General features: G+C 33.7%; 17 protein-coding genes and 1 tRNA gene. 4 read left to right on the top strand and 14 right to left on the bottom strand.

Features of this window, described 5'->3' with window-relative positions; translation table 11 throughout:
* Positions 1 to 3: 3 nt before the first annotated feature.
* From HMPREF2737_RS11830 to panB, 6 genes are all read right to left on the bottom strand, one after another.
* On the bottom strand, positions 4 to 156 hold the full coding sequence (locus tag HMPREF2737_RS11830) for a hypothetical protein (RefSeq protein ID WP_226955355.1): 153 nt from the start codon (positions 154 to 156) through the stop codon (positions 4 to 6).
* A 72-nt stretch (positions 157 to 228) separates the two neighbouring features.
* A complete protein-coding gene (locus HMPREF2737_RS11825; protein ID WP_229664803.1) occupies positions 229 to 474 on the bottom strand; it encodes a hypothetical protein in 246 nt (81 codons plus the stop codon).
* Positions 471 to 911, bottom strand: a complete 441-nt coding sequence (locus HMPREF2737_RS11820; protein ID WP_229664804.1) for a hypothetical protein — start codon at positions 909 to 911, stop codon at positions 471 to 473. Before HMPREF2737_RS11820 ends, HMPREF2737_RS11825 begins: the two co-directional genes overlap by 4 nt.
* Positions 912 to 1083: 172 nt before the next feature.
* On the bottom strand, positions 1084 to 1467 hold the full coding sequence (panD, locus tag HMPREF2737_RS04215; RefSeq protein WP_011274512.1) for an aspartate 1-decarboxylase: 384 nt from the start codon (positions 1465 to 1467) through the stop codon (positions 1084 to 1086).
* A gap of 6 nt (positions 1468 to 1473) precedes the next feature.
* Entirely contained in the window at positions 1474 to 2325 is an 852-nt protein-coding gene (panC, locus tag HMPREF2737_RS04210; RefSeq protein WP_037550861.1) for a pantoate--beta-alanine ligase, read from the bottom strand.
* The gene (gene panB, locus HMPREF2737_RS04205) at positions 2318 to 3136 is read right to left on the bottom strand and encodes a 3-methyl-2-oxobutanoate hydroxymethyltransferase (RefSeq protein WP_037550862.1); all 819 of its coding nucleotides are present in this window, start codon (positions 3134 to 3136) and stop codon (positions 2318 to 2320) included. The genes panC and panB overlap by 8 nt, the downstream gene beginning before the upstream one ends.
* A 269-nt stretch (positions 3137 to 3405) precedes the next feature.
* Between panB and HMPREF2737_RS04200 the strand changes: the two genes are divergently transcribed.
* The gene (locus HMPREF2737_RS04200) at positions 3406 to 4254 is read left to right on the top strand and encodes an oxidoreductase (RefSeq protein WP_037550864.1); all 849 of its coding nucleotides are present in this window, start codon (positions 3406 to 3408) and stop codon (positions 4252 to 4254) included.
* Between the two features lie 53 nt (positions 4255 to 4307).
* Here the strand turns inward: HMPREF2737_RS04200 and HMPREF2737_RS04195 are convergent, their stop codons facing one another.
* Genes HMPREF2737_RS04195 through HMPREF2737_RS04170 form a run of 6 tightly spaced genes read right to left on the bottom strand, consistent with a single transcriptional unit; the run spans position 4308 to position 9904 of the window.
* A complete protein-coding gene (locus HMPREF2737_RS04195; RefSeq protein ID WP_037550866.1) occupies positions 4308 to 5225 on the bottom strand; it encodes a D-ribose ABC transporter substrate-binding protein in 918 nt (305 codons plus the stop codon).
* 19 nt (positions 5226 to 5244) lie between these two features.
* Positions 5245 to 6183, bottom strand: a complete 939-nt coding sequence (gene rbsC, locus HMPREF2737_RS04190; protein ID WP_037550868.1) for an ABC transporter permease subunit — start codon at positions 6181 to 6183, stop codon at positions 5245 to 5247.
* Positions 6164 to 7660, bottom strand: a complete 1497-nt coding sequence (locus HMPREF2737_RS04185) for a sugar ABC transporter ATP-binding protein (protein ID WP_037550870.1) — start codon at positions 7658 to 7660, stop codon at positions 6164 to 6166. Before HMPREF2737_RS04185 ends, rbsC begins: the two co-directional genes overlap by 20 nt.
* Before the next feature lie 12 nt (positions 7661 to 7672).
* Positions 7673 to 8062: a D-ribose pyranase gene (rbsD, locus tag HMPREF2737_RS04180; RefSeq protein ID WP_037550872.1), complete on the bottom strand. Its 390-nt coding sequence runs from the start codon at positions 8060 to 8062 to the stop codon at positions 7673 to 7675.
* A complete protein-coding gene (gene rbsK / locus HMPREF2737_RS04175) occupies positions 8055 to 8936 on the bottom strand; it encodes a ribokinase (RefSeq protein ID WP_033079878.1) in 882 nt (293 codons plus the stop codon). The genes rbsD and rbsK overlap by 8 nt, the downstream gene beginning before the upstream one ends.
* Complete coding sequence (locus HMPREF2737_RS04170) at positions 8933 to 9904, bottom strand: LacI family DNA-binding transcriptional regulator (RefSeq protein ID WP_037550874.1); 972 nt, start codon at positions 9902 to 9904, stop codon at positions 8933 to 8935. The genes rbsK and HMPREF2737_RS04170 overlap by 4 nt, the downstream gene beginning before the upstream one ends.
* 241 nt (positions 9905 to 10145) lie before the next feature.
* Here HMPREF2737_RS04170 and HMPREF2737_RS11815 point away from each other — a divergent pair, with 241 nt between their 5' ends.
* Both HMPREF2737_RS11815 and HMPREF2737_RS11810 read left to right on the top strand, forming a co-directional pair.
* Positions 10146 to 10565 carry an HTH domain-containing protein gene (locus HMPREF2737_RS11815; RefSeq protein WP_229664805.1) on the top strand — a complete coding sequence of 140 codons (420 nt, stop codon included), beginning with the start codon at positions 10146 to 10148 and terminating at the stop codon, positions 10563 to 10565.
* Complete coding sequence (locus HMPREF2737_RS11810) at positions 10562 to 11008, top strand: hypothetical protein (protein ID WP_229664806.1); 447 nt, start codon at positions 10562 to 10564, stop codon at positions 11006 to 11008. Before HMPREF2737_RS11815 ends, HMPREF2737_RS11810 begins: the two co-directional genes overlap by 4 nt.
* 326 nt (positions 11009 to 11334) lie before the next feature.
* Here HMPREF2737_RS11810 and HMPREF2737_RS11970 read toward each other — a convergent pair whose 3' ends face one another.
* Positions 11335 to 12225, bottom strand: a complete 891-nt coding sequence (locus tag HMPREF2737_RS11970; RefSeq protein ID WP_370591665.1) for a hypothetical protein — start codon at positions 12223 to 12225, stop codon at positions 11335 to 11337.
* Positions 12226 to 12754: 529 nt separating this feature from the next.
* Positions 12755 to 13618, bottom strand: coding sequence for a trypsin-like serine peptidase (locus HMPREF2737_RS04155; protein ID WP_037550878.1), 864 nt, complete (start codon positions 13616 to 13618; stop codon positions 12755 to 12757).
* Positions 13619 to 13841: 223 nt separating this feature from the next.
* On the opposite strand from HMPREF2737_RS04155, the gene HMPREF2737_RS04150 reads away from it, so the two are divergent.
* Positions 13842 to 13931, top strand: a tRNA-Ile gene (locus tag HMPREF2737_RS04150).
* Positions 13932 to 14066 lie beyond the last annotated feature (135 nt).

Below are 14066 nucleotides of genomic sequence, written 5' to 3'. Positions count from 1 at the left end.
TTTTTATATACTATTCAACCTTTTTTCTTTAACTACATTTCCATTAGCATCGAGCTTTTGAATTTTGTCATTCATATTTCTATAAGAACCAACGATTTCTCCATCTTGATTACGATATCGTACCGACCAATCTTCATTTGAATTAAGTAGCTTCACATCTTCCCATAAATAACCTGAATCTTTTAAACTAATACCTTCAAAGTCTGCAATAATTTGATAGATTTGATTTCAAAGATGTAAACCTACTACACCCGATCGTTCTATCTCTTTATTAGACATTCCATTCTCGTCATAACTTATTTCAGGATGCTTATTATCAATATGCATTTTACTTACTAATTCTGGCAAGGCTTTATTATTTTTATTTTTTAAATAGACATCTTTAAAATTTACTTCTCTTCCATGTTGCATTAATTCATTATAATCACTGATTGCAGCTTGCGTTCCTCCTAAGAATATCTTCTCATTATTCACATCGATGATGGCAGCGAAACCTCGTTTGTCAGGATATACGGTGTAAAAAGCATATCTTTTGGCGCATTTGCAATAGGTTTATCATATTTAACTAACGTAAAATCAACTAATTTATAGTGTTCCTCTCCAGCTGGATCTATAGGTAAATAAAATCCAGTTAAAATTTCATTTTTCGTTAATGTATATTGGTCAACATGGTCGACACAAAAAGCTAAAGCCAATTTTTCCCTTTCAGAAAAGTTAGGTATAATATCTTTGTTTTTTTCTTCATCCTTCTTTTTAATATCAACCTTATTTTGCTTTTTATTGTCTTTTGTTGTCTTAGTATCCGTTTGTTTCGTGTGAGATTCCGCTTTATTTTCTTTAGATGGTTCAAGTGTACTGCAGGCTGTTAACACTAACATAAATGTGATGCTAAGTGATAGAAATTTTTTCATTAGCGATCCCTCTAATCTTATAACACTTTTATATAATATTATTATACTATACAAATGTTATAATTTTAGGTGATGTTTATAACACTCTGATACACAGCCCACACAAAAATCCGATAGCTTTTAAGCTACCGGATTAAATCAATTTTGTTATTTAGACTGCTGTCACACTTATTTATTTGATTATTGTTCCTTCTTTTTCATGAATCATTTGAATAATTTCATTCTTTTCATTCATAACAGCCACTTTAGGCGCATGGTCAACTAATTCACGTTCATCTAATTGAACATAGGTCATAATAATCACCACATCGTCAACTTCAACTAATCGAGATGCTGCACCATTAAGACAAATCTTGCCACTACCTCGTTCACCAGCAATAACATATGTTTCAAAGCGGGCACCATTATTGTTATTTACGATAGCTACCTTTTCATTAGGTAAAATGTCGACTGCGTCTAAGATATCGGCATCAATTGTAATACTTCCGACATAATTTAAATTTGATTCAGTCACACGTGCTCTATGAATCTTACCGTTCATCATCGTTCTAATCATAACTTACTATTCACTTCCTAAAATTATATTATCTATCAATCGTGCTTTCGAAAACTTAACAGCTAAAGATATAAAAATTTGTCCTTGTATTTCTGTCGCAACTTCTAAATCAGGGTAACTATAAATTGCAACTTCGTCAATGTGACCACTTGTATATTCCGATAAATATGTCTTAATCTCACCAACAATAATATGGCTGCGTCGTTCTCCTTGTTTATACAATGTTTGAGCTATTTCTAAACTTTTACTCAAGTGAACAGCTTCTTGTCTCTCATCGTCAGTTAAATATACATTTCGCGAACTACGTGCAAGTCCATCCGCTTCACGTACAATATCAATACCTACAATTTCAATTGGATGATTAAAATCTTCTACCATTTTTTCAACAATTGCGAGCTGTTGTGCATCTTTCTTACCAAAGTATGCTTTATTAGGACTCATAATATTAAATAACTTGTTTACGACCGTAACTACACCATCGAAATGACCTGGACGTTGTGCACCTTCTAAGACTTCCGCTAGACGTCCTACCTTTAACGTGACACTTAGCTTGTTTGGGTACATTTCTTCTACTGCTGGATGGAATACATAATCAACATTAATTGCTTCAACTAAGGCTACATCTTGATCAATTTGACGTGGATAGGCATCGAAATCCTCGTTTGGACCAAATTGTAGAGGGTTTACAAATACACTAATTACAGTAATATCATTCTCTTCAACTGAGCGACGCATCATACTCAAATGACCTTCATGTAAGGCTCCCATCGTTGGAACAAAGCCAATCGTTTTACCTGTACGCTTCAATTCCTGTGTAATTTGTTGCATCTCAGATACAGTTTGAATCACTTTAGTCATTGTTGTTTACCTCATTCAATATCTTTTTCTTATATGTGTGGGCTTCAGCTGGAAAAGTGCCTGCCTTAACTTCTTCATCATAATGTTTGATGGCATCAATTCCTACTGAAAAATCGCCAAATTGTTTTACAAATTTAGCATAGCGATCAACGCCATAATTTAACATATCGTGATAAACCAATACTTGACCGTCTGTGTCTTTTCCTGCTCCAATACCAATAACGGGTATATCTAATTGCTCACTAATTAAACCAGCTAAGTCACTTGGAATTGCTTCTAATACTAAAGCAACTGCGCCTGCTTCTTGAACTGCATGTGCCTCTTGAATTAACTGTTTAGCCGCATCTTTCGTGCTACCTTGTAATCGATATCCCATAACACCAACGCTTTGTGGCATTAATCCTAGATGCGCTACGATTGGTATTCCAATTTGTGTTGATTTCTTAATGAAATTAACTAAATGTGCACCTTCTGCTTTTAACGCATTGGCATTTGTTTCTTGATAAAGTGTTATCGCATTTTTTAAATCATGTTCATCACTTACACCAACTGCGCCAATTGGTAAGTCCACTACTACAAAAGTATCATCAGCACCTCTACGTACAGCTTTGCCGTGATGGATCATGTCTTCTAATGTCACTTGTGTTGTTGTTTCATAACCTAGTACCGTCATTCCAAGTGAATCACCAACTAAAATCATATCTATATTTGCATCCTGTGCTTGTTTGGCACTTGGAAAGTCATATGCTGTAATCATCGAAATTTTTGTTTTGTCTTGTTTCATTTCAACTAATTTTGCTAAATTTTTCATTTTAAATTAACTCCTATTATTTATGTCCACATTTTTAAACAAAACTTTATAAGTTGCTATCCCATTATTTCAATTCAATATTATATATCAACTTCTATATAAAATCATATCATTTTCTGTTCTAATATTTATCTTTGCTTATCCATCTTTTTAATTAAAAGATTAATTTACATAGAAAAGTAAAATGATTATACTATATGATTATATTTATGGTGCACAAATACTTCTATACATATATGTTTAATTCTAATCAGAAAGGAAGGTTTAAAATGAAAATTGCTGTTATTGGACCTGGTGCGGTTGGTACGACGATTGCTTATGAACTGCAGCAATCACTGCCAAACGTTACATTAATCGGTCGTGCTAATAAGATAATGACCCTCCAACCTGTAAATGAAACTATCAAAGTCCATAGTATTGATGACATAAATACGCAATTTGATGTTATTATCATTGCGGTTAAAACGCACCAACTTAATTCACTAATTCCAAAATTACATCATTTCGCACATAATGAAACGTGCTTTATTTTAGCTCAAAATGGTTATGGCTTATTGCCGCAACTTCCTTTCAAACACAAATATCAGGCAGTCGTATATATAAGTGGCCAAAAATCCGGAAACGAAGTCGTTCATTTTCGAGATTATCGTTTACATTTGCAAAAAGATGATACCACAACGCATTTAAAAGCATTATTCGATACAACCAAAATTGAAATGGTTTTAGAAGACAATATTGAAGAAAAAATTTGGTATAAATTATTAGTGAATTTAGGTATTAATTCTATAACTGCACTTGGTCACAATACTGCTCAAATCTTAAAAATTAACGAAGTCAAACATCTATGTCGTCAACTATTAAAAGAAGGACACCAAGTAGCCGAAGCATCAGGTATACAGTTTCCAAATACAATCGTCGATGACATTATACAAATTTATGCTGGCTATCCTGATCATATGGGAACAAGTATGTATTACGATATAATCAATCATCAGCCATTAGAAGTCGAAGCAATACAAGGTTTTATCTTTAAACAGGCAAAATCTCATAACGTGAACACACCACATCTAGATACAGTTTATGCATTGTTACGTTCTCATCAATCACTTATTAATTAAAAAAGATTCTGAGATGACTTACCGTCTCAGAATCTTTTTTATTTCAAACATATTTAGTTCTTACTTTGTTTCAATTTTAATGGCACTTTGATTTGTTTATCTACAGAGTCGCCTTTCATTAGTCCGTTGACCACTTTAATTGCTTCTTTACCCATAAGTTCAGGTTGTTGAGCTATTGTCGCATCTAGTTTGCCATTTTTTATTGATTTCATTGCATCTTCGTTGCCATCAAATCCAATGACTTGAATATCCTTATCCCCAATTGCTTCGATTGCACCAAGTGCCATTTCATCATTTTGAGCAAAGATAGCTTTAATGTCAGGATGTGCTTCTAACATGTTTTGCGTTACGTTTAATCCTTCTGCTCTATCAAACTTAGCACTTTGTTTAGCAATTACTTTTAACTGTTTATCTGCAATTTCATGGAACCCTTTACCTCTTTCTCTCGTTGCACTTGCACCTGGAACTCCTTCAAGTTCTCCAACTTTTGCATTTTTACCTACTTTATCAACTAAGTAGTTGCCAGCCATTTTACCGCCTTCAACGTTATCTGATGCAATAAATGACGCAACTTCGCCTTTATCAACAGATCTATCTAACGTGATTACTGGAATACCCTCATTGTTCGCTGACTCCACAGCACTTGAAATCGCACTTGAATCTGTTGGGTTAACAATTAAGTAATCAACTTGTTGTTGAATTAAATCTTCAATGTCATTCGTTTGTTTAGCTGAATCATCCCGAGCATCTACAACTTTAACTTTCATACCTTGTGCTTTAGCATCTTTTTCAATTCCATTTTTAATTTTAACGAAGAATGGATTATTTAAAGTTGAAATACTTACGCCTATTGTAATTTCTGATTTTTTCTTATTTGTTTTACCATTTTTATCATTCTTCAATGGTGATTCTAAGGAACATGCTGCTAAAAATAGGACAAGTGCTAATGTCATGGCTAATAATTTTTTCATATTGTTATCCTGCTTTCTCTTATTTTTTACGATCAATTAATACCGCAATTAAAATAACTACACCTTTAACGACTTGTTGATAGAATGAAGAAACACCAAGTAAATTTAATCCATTATTTAAAACACCTATAATAAGTACACCTATTAATGTTCCAACAATTCGTCCTTTACCACCTGTTAATGACGTACCACCAAGTACTACGGCAGCAATGGCATCTAACTCATAAGAAGTACCTGCTGTTGGTTGTGCAGAATTTAAACGTGATGTTAATATGCCTCCGGCTAACGCTGACATTAGCCCTGAAATTCCATAAATTAAAATTTTAATTTTATTAACTTTGATACCTGAAATTTTAGCAGCTACTTCATTTCCACCAATCGCATATGTATGGCGTCCAAATGTTGTTTTTTGAAGAAGAATAAGCAAAATCACAAACACGATAATCATTGTTACTGCTGGTACTGGAATACCGATAAAGTAGCCTTTACCAAATAATTGGAATAAATAACTATCCCCTAAATTTGTTATTGGATTTCCGTCAGTAATAACTAATGTTAATCCACGGAAAATCGTCATCGTCGCAAGTGTTGCAATAAATGGCGCCATATTTCCTTTAGTAACTAATAAACCATTTACTGCACCTAAAACAAAACCAATCAGTACGCCAATAATTAATGCAATTATTGGGTCAACACCACTCGTAATCATTAATGCAATAAACGCCGATGACAATGCAAGAATTGAACCAACTGATAAGTCTATACCGCCAGTTAAGATAATGAATGTCATACCAAAGGCAATCAGACCATTGATAGAAATTTGTCTTAATAAATTGAGTAAATTAGATAAATCTAAAAATGATGGGTTTAAAATACTCACTACAATAATTAATAAAATCAAACCAATAAATGGAATAATCTTTTCCATGAACGATGTTTTAGCTGTTAACTGTTTCATTTAAAGTTCCCCCTGTAGCTAAAGTCATAATATTTTCTTCTGTAATTTCATTTCCTGTAAGATCCCCTTTGATATTACCTTCATGAACGACCATCACTCTATCGCTCATACCAATGACTTCAGGCAATTCAGATGAGACCATAATAATAGACACACCACGATCCGTGAGTTCATTCATAAGTTGATAAATTTCTCTTTTTGCTCCGACATCAATACCTCGTGTAGGCTCATCTAAAATAATGATTTGCGCGCCGGTACCAATCCACTTTGCTAATACGACCTTTTGTTGATTACCACCTGATAATGAGCCGGCCGGCAGTCTACCTGGAGATTTAATATTGAGTCTTTTACGCATCGTATCAACAAATTGCTCAGAACTTTTATCGTCTACGATGCCATGTTTTGAAAAGCTAAATAATGAAGGTAACACCATATTGTCTTTAATGGAGAAGTCTAAGATTAACCCTTCTTCTTTACGATTCTCAGTTATAAAAGCAAGTCCATGTTTCATCGCTTCGATTGGAGACGTTATAGATACTGTTTGTCCTTTAATTTCAATTTCATTATCTGCTTTATCGACACCGAACAAACTTCTCATCATCTCAGTCCGACCTGCCCCCATTAGACCACTCACGCCCAATATTTCACCTTCTTTAAGATAAAATGATTGATTCTCAATATGATGTAGCGGATTATTGAGACGTTTTACGTTTAAAACAACATCTTGTGGTTCATACGTTCTATGTGGAAACTGTTCATCTAGTTCACGTCCAACCATTGCTTTAACAATTTGGTTGTATGTTAGATTTGCCGTTTCATCATACATAACAGAGACACCATCACGCATCACCGTTATTTCATCCGAAATCTCAAAAATTTCAGCCATTCTATGTGAAATGTATACAAAGGCCACACCTTTAGCTTTTAAATTATGAATCATGTCGAACAATCGACGTATTTCTTTATCTGTTAATGTTGCTGTTGGTTCATCCATAATAATGATTTGTGCTTTAGTCATCATCGCTTTAGCTATTTCTATCATTTGTTGCTCACCAATTGAGCAATCTTTGACCACTTTGTTTAATGGAATGTAGAAATCTAATTCTTTAAACACTTGCTCAGCTTGTTGCTTCATTTCTTTTTTATTTAGTATTCCTATTTTGTTTCTGATTTCTTTTCCAACGAATAAATTATCAAGCACTGTTAATTCTGGATATAAATTCAATTCTTGGTGAATAAATGTTAATCCTTTTTCTTCCGCTTCTTTAGGATTGTTATAGTCGATCTCAATATCAGAATTAGTGATAACACCTTGATCTTTTTTATGAATCCCAACTAGAATTTTCATGAGTGTTGATTTACCAGCCCCGTTTTCTCCCATTAGTGCATGCACTGTACCTAGCTTTAGAGTAAAATCAACACCCTTTAGAACCTCGTTGTCCCCGAAGGCTTTATGGATATTAGTCATTTGAATCATTAATTTCACCCCTTAAAATATGACACCACTTTGAAGTATGATGTTTGCATATGGCGTTGCTTCCCCTGTACGAATAATTGTTTTAGCGTTTTTAGTTAATGCTTTAAATGTTTCGTGATTAACTTGTTCTATTTCTGAAAAGTCCTTTGTCACTTGTTCAAAGATAGGTGCATTGTCTACTTCCATTTCTTCAGCTATCGTTACGTGTTCAATTTCCATATGTTGCTTAAGTACTTCATAAACTTCTAGAAAACTTGGCTGTCCCAATGTTAAAGCAAGGTCAATCTTCTTAACGTCTTTAGGAACGGGTAACCCACAATCAGCTATTACAATTTGATCTGTATGTCCTAAATCACTGAGTACTTTTGAAATGTCGCTGTTTAATATGCCTGTTTTATACATCTAATTCACCTGCAATTTCTGAAAAGGTTGGCATGCCACCTTGAGCGCCCATACCTGTTACTGAATGACTTGCTGCTAAATTCGCAAGTTTAAGTGCTTGTGCAATTGAATATCCTCTTTGTAATCCTACTGCGAAAGCCCCATTGAATGTATCCCCAGCACCTGTTGTATCTTTAACTTCTCGCTTAAATCCATCAATTTGAACCTTTTCAGTGCCGTTATGATACATAGCACCTTTATCTCCTAATGTAATTATTAACTTGTTAGGGTAACGCTCTAATGCTTTATCAATATCAGTCTGGAACATCGCATTGCTTTCTGTTTCATTAGGTGTAATGTACGTCGCTTTATCAATAACATCTGCCTCTACTTCTCGGAATGGCGCTGGGTTAAGAATTGATATCATATCGTGTTCATCGCAATATAATACGACATCTCTTACTGTTTCAGCGGGAATTTCTTGTTGAATTAAAACAATGTCACCTGCTTGAGCTTGACTTAAAGCTTCCAACGCGTAATCTGACGTAACATAGTTATTAGCTGAAGGTACAACGATGATACTATTATCATTGTCAGATAAAGTGATATGTGCCGTACCAGATGCAGAATGTGTAACGGGTTTCAGAAATGCCGTTAAAACATGATTGTCTTCTAAGTTTGTAAAAATTTGATTCCCGAAATCATCATCACCGATGCGTCCTACCATATAAACATCATCACCGAGTCTTGCAGCTGCTACTGCTTGGTTTGCCCCTTTTCCACCAGGTGTCGTAAAGAATGACTCACCTAGAACGGTTTCACCTTTACTCGGTACTTTATTTGTAGAAACTACTAAATCAATAGATAAGCTTCCAACTACATATATACTTGTCATTTTTTCTTCCTCCTTGTAGATTCTCTATGAATGACATCAACATCTAATACGACTTTCGTCGTTATGTCATTGTGTTCTAATTGATTAATCAAACCTAATGCTGCTTGTTTCCCTATTTCATACGCAGGTTGTTCTATCGTTGTTAGACTTGGATAAAATAACTTGGCTAATGGAATATCATCATATCCAATGACTTGTACATCATCTGGAATATGGAAGTGTAAATCATGTAACCATTTCATGATTTTAAGCGCAGTTACGTCGTTACTACATATCACACTATCGATATGGTTATGGTTAACATATGCTTTCAGTTTATCAATTGTGATGTCATGCTCATTCTCAATCCATAATTGAATGTCATGATTCTTTAGAGTAGTCCTTGCACCATTAAATCGTTCTTCAAAAGAGCGATAATTCAAGTCTTGATGCAACAATAGTACACGCTGTGCATTTCCTTTAATAATTGTCTCAGCTTGTAGTTTCCCACCTTTATAATGGTCCGCTTCTATACATTGCTGATTATCTGTTACACGGTCAATTAGTACATAGGGTAATTGATATGAATTAAACTGATCAAAGGCAAATTGAGTTGATAACTGTGAAACAATGACGCCACTACAATTATTCACTTTAAAAGTGGTTAGATAGTTTAGTTCTTTATGTTCTTGCATTTCACCATTGCCAATCATGACGTGATACCCTTTTTGAATTGCTGTGTCCTCTACACCTTTAGCAACAATTGTAAAGAACGGGTTACTCATATCTGGTAAAAGCAGTCCAATTGTTTTTGATTTTTTGGTAAATAAAGTTCTTGCAGTCTCATTAGGATAATAATCTAATTCTTTGATGACTTGTTCAATTCTTTTACGTGTTGCTTCCTTCACATAACCACTTTTATTAATCACTCTTGAGACTGTGGCTACTGACACATTTGCTTGTTGAGCCACTTCTTTAATCGTTCTCACTTTGCCACCCCTTTTGTGTAACCGCTTACATAAAAATTTATCACTTTTTTCTTTTAAATGCAATATTAAATAAAATACTTATAAATTAACTCTTTTGTGAATGGATGTCGTCTTAATATTTATGTTTATTGATATATCGCTACTTTTTAATTTTGGAATTATACACATCGTAAAAAGAATATGATACTATATAATTAATTTTCAAAGTAAATATAGAATTGATGCAAAGGGGACCCAATTCTTGGATAAATCAACTCGTATACTCAATATTTTAACTTTGCTTCTTAAAGGTCACGTTGTTACGCAACACGACTTAAATCAATTTACTGATGTGAGTAAGAAATCGATACAGCGTGATATTAAAACTATTAACACATTCTTTTATGAAAATAAGTTTTGGAGTCATAGTAATACTAGAGTCGTTTATAATCATCAATTGGCAGGATATGAACTTAAGCAGAAAACACAAAGTAAACATAGTTTAGGCATCCTTAGTTTACTCATTAAACTTCAAAGTTTAACACCCATATTGCATCACGATATTCACAAATTTTTACTTAGCTCAATTAGTTCAATGAAGGTTTCAGATAAACACGTTTTAATGAGTACGTTAAATCAATTTAAAATTAGACAGGAATTATTGCCCGGGAAAATCTTATGATTTTACAAAAAGCGATTGTGAATAAAGGTATTGTTCGCATCGAGCTTAAAGATAAAAAGATAGTCATTAAACCATTATCTATTTTGTATATGCATTATGATTATTGGTTTACGTATGAAGAAGATCATGAAATTGAGACGATTCTACTTCGTGATATCTTGTCTGTGAAAGTTTTAAATTTGAAATTCAAGAAGGATGGCACTTGTAATCCTGTTTTATTCCAAATACACACACACTTTTGGAACCAATTCCAACAGCAATTTTCTATTAAAGAAGTTGTTGAACGAAGTGAGGATTATATTACAGTATGGGTGAATTGTACGCGTTTCGATGCGTACTACATTGCTTATCAATTAGCGCCACATGCTAAGATTCTGAAACCACAATCGTATATTGATAGTTTTGTAGAAAGATTAGATGAGATTAAAGGTATTTATAAATAATGAAAGTGTTCGATAAAGTAGTTTATAGATAGATTTCGCTTGCTTGAGTTATTTCTCTTTCCAGCGGGAAAGGCTCTAAAGCAGTTCTTTGATTTTAATCATTAGAACTACTTACTTAAGCGTATAAACACTTAAGATCCTTTTCCCCAGCTTGCTTTGCTTGTAGATTTTCTTGTTGAAAATCTCTTTGCTGGGGCCCCACGCGCAACAATATACATAATTCATCTATGTATCTCCAAAATACAATAAAATTAGGCACTTCGTTAATTTGGTTAACATCACTATGCTAAATTAACGAGGTGCCTTATATTGTTTATTTTAAAGGTTTATTCTTCTTCGCCGTTTTCATCATATTTCGTAACGCTACCGTCTGAGGTTACAATATATGATCCAGCTAATTCACCATTTTTATCAGTAAATGAGAAACCCCAATCTCCGTCAGAATTTTTTTCTGGTTCTTTATATGTGTATGTGTCCGTATCTAAAGTATGCCCTTCGTATTCTTCGACTTTATCAATGACATTATCACGTGTCACCGTTTCGTCACTTGAACTACTATCAGAGTCTTCTGAGCTACTGTCATCTGAATTTGAACTATCATAATGTTCAGGTTGTCTAGGCGTATCAGATGTAATGTAACTTGCTACTTTTTCAATATCTGAATCTGAAGCATTCTTAATCTTCTTTGTTTGACCATTTTTCAAAATTCGAGCTGTTTCTTGTTTAGAGTAGCCATCTTCGGTCCAACGATGGTCTTGGAAATGACTTGGTACATCGTAAAATGTGACTGTCCCATCATTATTATCTTTAAAAGTAATGTGACCTAGAGCTGTAACGGATGGACTTAATACAACGGTTCCTTCAGGATACACTTCTGAAGCATCTTCATTATATGGATTAATCGGTTCACCGGACATATCTACAGGTTCATACGTATGGTCCTCTCCGTTAAATATGTCATCTGCGTCATTTCGTGCTGTCAGCCATATTTTAGCAAAGTATTCTTTCGTATTTTTATTATTACTATTAGCAGAATGTGCACTATTAGAACCACCACTAATAGAAATTTGTTTTGCGACTTTTTTATAATCTGAATCTTTGCCATATTTATGATATAAATCTTTAACATCAAGTTCATGTCCTAAGTCAGATTGAATAAATTGTCGGTATTTGCCTGTACTTTGTGTACCTATTACTGCTACTTTATCATCACTCACACCGATTAACGTCGCAAAGGATCCTTTGCTAGGTGAGGCACTATAAAATGTCATCCCTTCTGGTGCGTCTTCAACTGCTTCTCCAGTTGCTTGTAATTCGTATTTATCTATACTTTGTTGCTTTTTCCCAGTATTACTATTTTCAATATATGAATGACGCTTTAAATCATTGGCAGTTATAGCTACATTAGATACACTGTCATCACTTAGCGCTAATGCGACTTTCTCAGCTTGATTTAAATCTTTAACACTGTTTACTGAATTCACATCATTATTTTTCTTGTTATCATTAGTGCTATTATCAGATTTCGAATTACTATCTTTATTCGATTTATCCGTTTGTGATGATTTGTTGTTATCTTCGGATGCTTCATTTCCAAGTCCAAAATCACTTAAACTACAACCAGCTAATAACATTGTTCCAGTAAGCGTACCAATCATTAAATAATTTCTCTTCATTTCTCTCCACCCTTTATTCCCTTTGTATAATAAATTGCGAAACGCTTGTAATTCAATTTATTCAATCAAATTACTTAATATGTTGACGAACAAATTTGCCAGCATATCCTTTGAAAGACTCTCCTCCAGAAGCTTCTTGCTTAGCATACATATCGGTCGCAGTACCACCTAAATTGTGTCCATACGTTCTCATACCGTACATTGTAGTATATTTGCTATTTAACATAGGCGAACCTGACGCACCTGATCTAAAAATGTCTTTCGTTTGAATTTCTGAACCATTAGGAGAAAATTGTGTTACGCGAAATTTACTAAGATATGGTTTCGTATTGTCGCCATTAATTTTTGAGTAACCTAATGAATATAGAGGTGTATTAAATTTCAATTTCTTAATTTCAGAATCTGTCGCAATACGCATTGGTTTAGCATACTTCGACATATTTTCTTTAGTGTGGACTATCGCAATATCATATTGCGGTACCTTAATGACTTCATTTGCATGAAAAGTATAAGGTATTGATTTACCATTACGATTCAATTGAAATTTAATATATTTTGGTGCTGCAGCTTTACCATATTTATCATCAATAACATGTCCATTTGTAACAAAGGTATGCGCACCAATAACCGTACCAGTACCCATTGAGTCTTGACCTTTATATTCTGGAATCCTCACTTTCCAACCATTTAAATTCGAAACACGACCAATAGATTTCAAATTACTTTGGGATGCCTTTGGATAATATTTGTTTGAAATTGAACTGTTACTGATCTTTTTAGCTTTTAAATATCCTGAGTACTCACCTGCATGTAAGCCATCATAATAATAGTTACCAACAGCTTGCGCGTCATCATGATGACCGGCATAACCAAACATCGTTGTTCCAATCACTACACTTGCAATAAATGTTTTACCAAATTTTGATTTCCACATATTATTCTCCTCAATACCTTTCTTTTATATAGCTATGTCATGACATACATCGCTCAATATAATAATTATTCAATATTATTATATGATATTAGTCGGACAATATGCGTCTTTAGATGTATTAATTAATAAAACTTTAGACTTATTTTTTTAATTTAATAACAAAAGCAAAGTATTTTTTGTTTACAAAATAAAGTGATAGAGGTAAAATGTAAAATATATTTATGGAGGGGTACTCAAGCCTGGCTAAAGAGGCCAATCATTTATGATTGGTAGGAGCTTTTTGCTCGCGTTGGTTCAAATCCTTCCCTCTCCGCTATTTTACGACTGAAACGATTATCGTTTCAGTCTTTTTTATGATTTAAAGATCGTTCCAACTCGTTGCCATATAAAAACGATTCCTACTAAGTCATTGACAATTGTTAGTGAGCAAGGTTACTATTTGTTTAAA

It is taken from the genome of Staphylococcus sp. HMSC069D12 (assembly GCF_001810405.1).
In the GTDB taxonomy this organism is placed as follows: domain Bacteria; phylum Bacillota; class Bacilli; order Staphylococcales; family Staphylococcaceae; genus Staphylococcus; species Staphylococcus haemolyticus.
The sequence above is the reverse complement of the archived record's forward strand: the minus strand, read 5'-3'. Positions and strand labels throughout refer to the sequence as shown.

Bases quoted from the DNA above. Each gene is read 5' to 3' on its own strand.
- HMPREF2737_RS11820 (WP_229664804.1), bottom strand. From the start codon at position 911: ATGAAAAAATTTCTATCACTTAGCATCACATTTATGTTAGTGTTAACA.
- panD (WP_011274512.1), bottom strand. From the start codon at position 1,467: ATGATTAGAACGATGATGAACGGTAAGATTCATAGAGCACGTGTGACT.
- panC (WP_037550861.1), bottom strand. From the start codon at position 2,325: ATGACTAAAGTGATTCAAACTGTATCTGAGATGCAACAAATTACACAG.
- panB (WP_037550862.1), bottom strand. From the start codon at position 3,136: ATGAAAAATTTAGCAAAATTAGTTGAAATGAAACAAGACAAAACAAAA.
- HMPREF2737_RS04200 (WP_037550864.1), top strand. From the start codon at position 3,406: ATGAAAATTGCTGTTATTGGACCTGGTGCGGTTGGTACGACGATTGCT.
- HMPREF2737_RS04195 (WP_037550866.1), bottom strand. From the start codon at position 5,225: ATGAAAAAATTATTAGCCATGACATTAGCACTTGTCCTATTTTTAGCA.
- rbsC (WP_037550868.1), bottom strand. From the start codon at position 6,183: ATGAAACAGTTAACAGCTAAAACATCGTTCATGGAAAAGATTATTCCA.
- HMPREF2737_RS04185 (WP_037550870.1), bottom strand. From the start codon at position 7,660: ATGATTCAAATGACTAATATCCATAAAGCCTTCGGGGACAACGAGGTT.
- rbsD (WP_037550872.1), bottom strand. From the start codon at position 8,062: ATGTATAAAACAGGCATATTAAACAGCGACATTTCAAAAGTACTCAGT.
- rbsK (WP_033079878.1), bottom strand. From the start codon at position 8,936: ATGACAAGTATATATGTAGTTGGAAGCTTATCTATTGATTTAGTAGTT.
- HMPREF2737_RS11810 (WP_229664806.1), top strand. From the start codon at position 10,562: ATGATTTTACAAAAAGCGATTGTGAATAAAGGTATTGTTCGCATCGAG.
- HMPREF2737_RS04155 (WP_037550878.1), bottom strand. From the start codon at position 13,618: ATGTGGAAATCAAAATTTGGTAAAACATTTATTGCAAGTGTAGTGATT.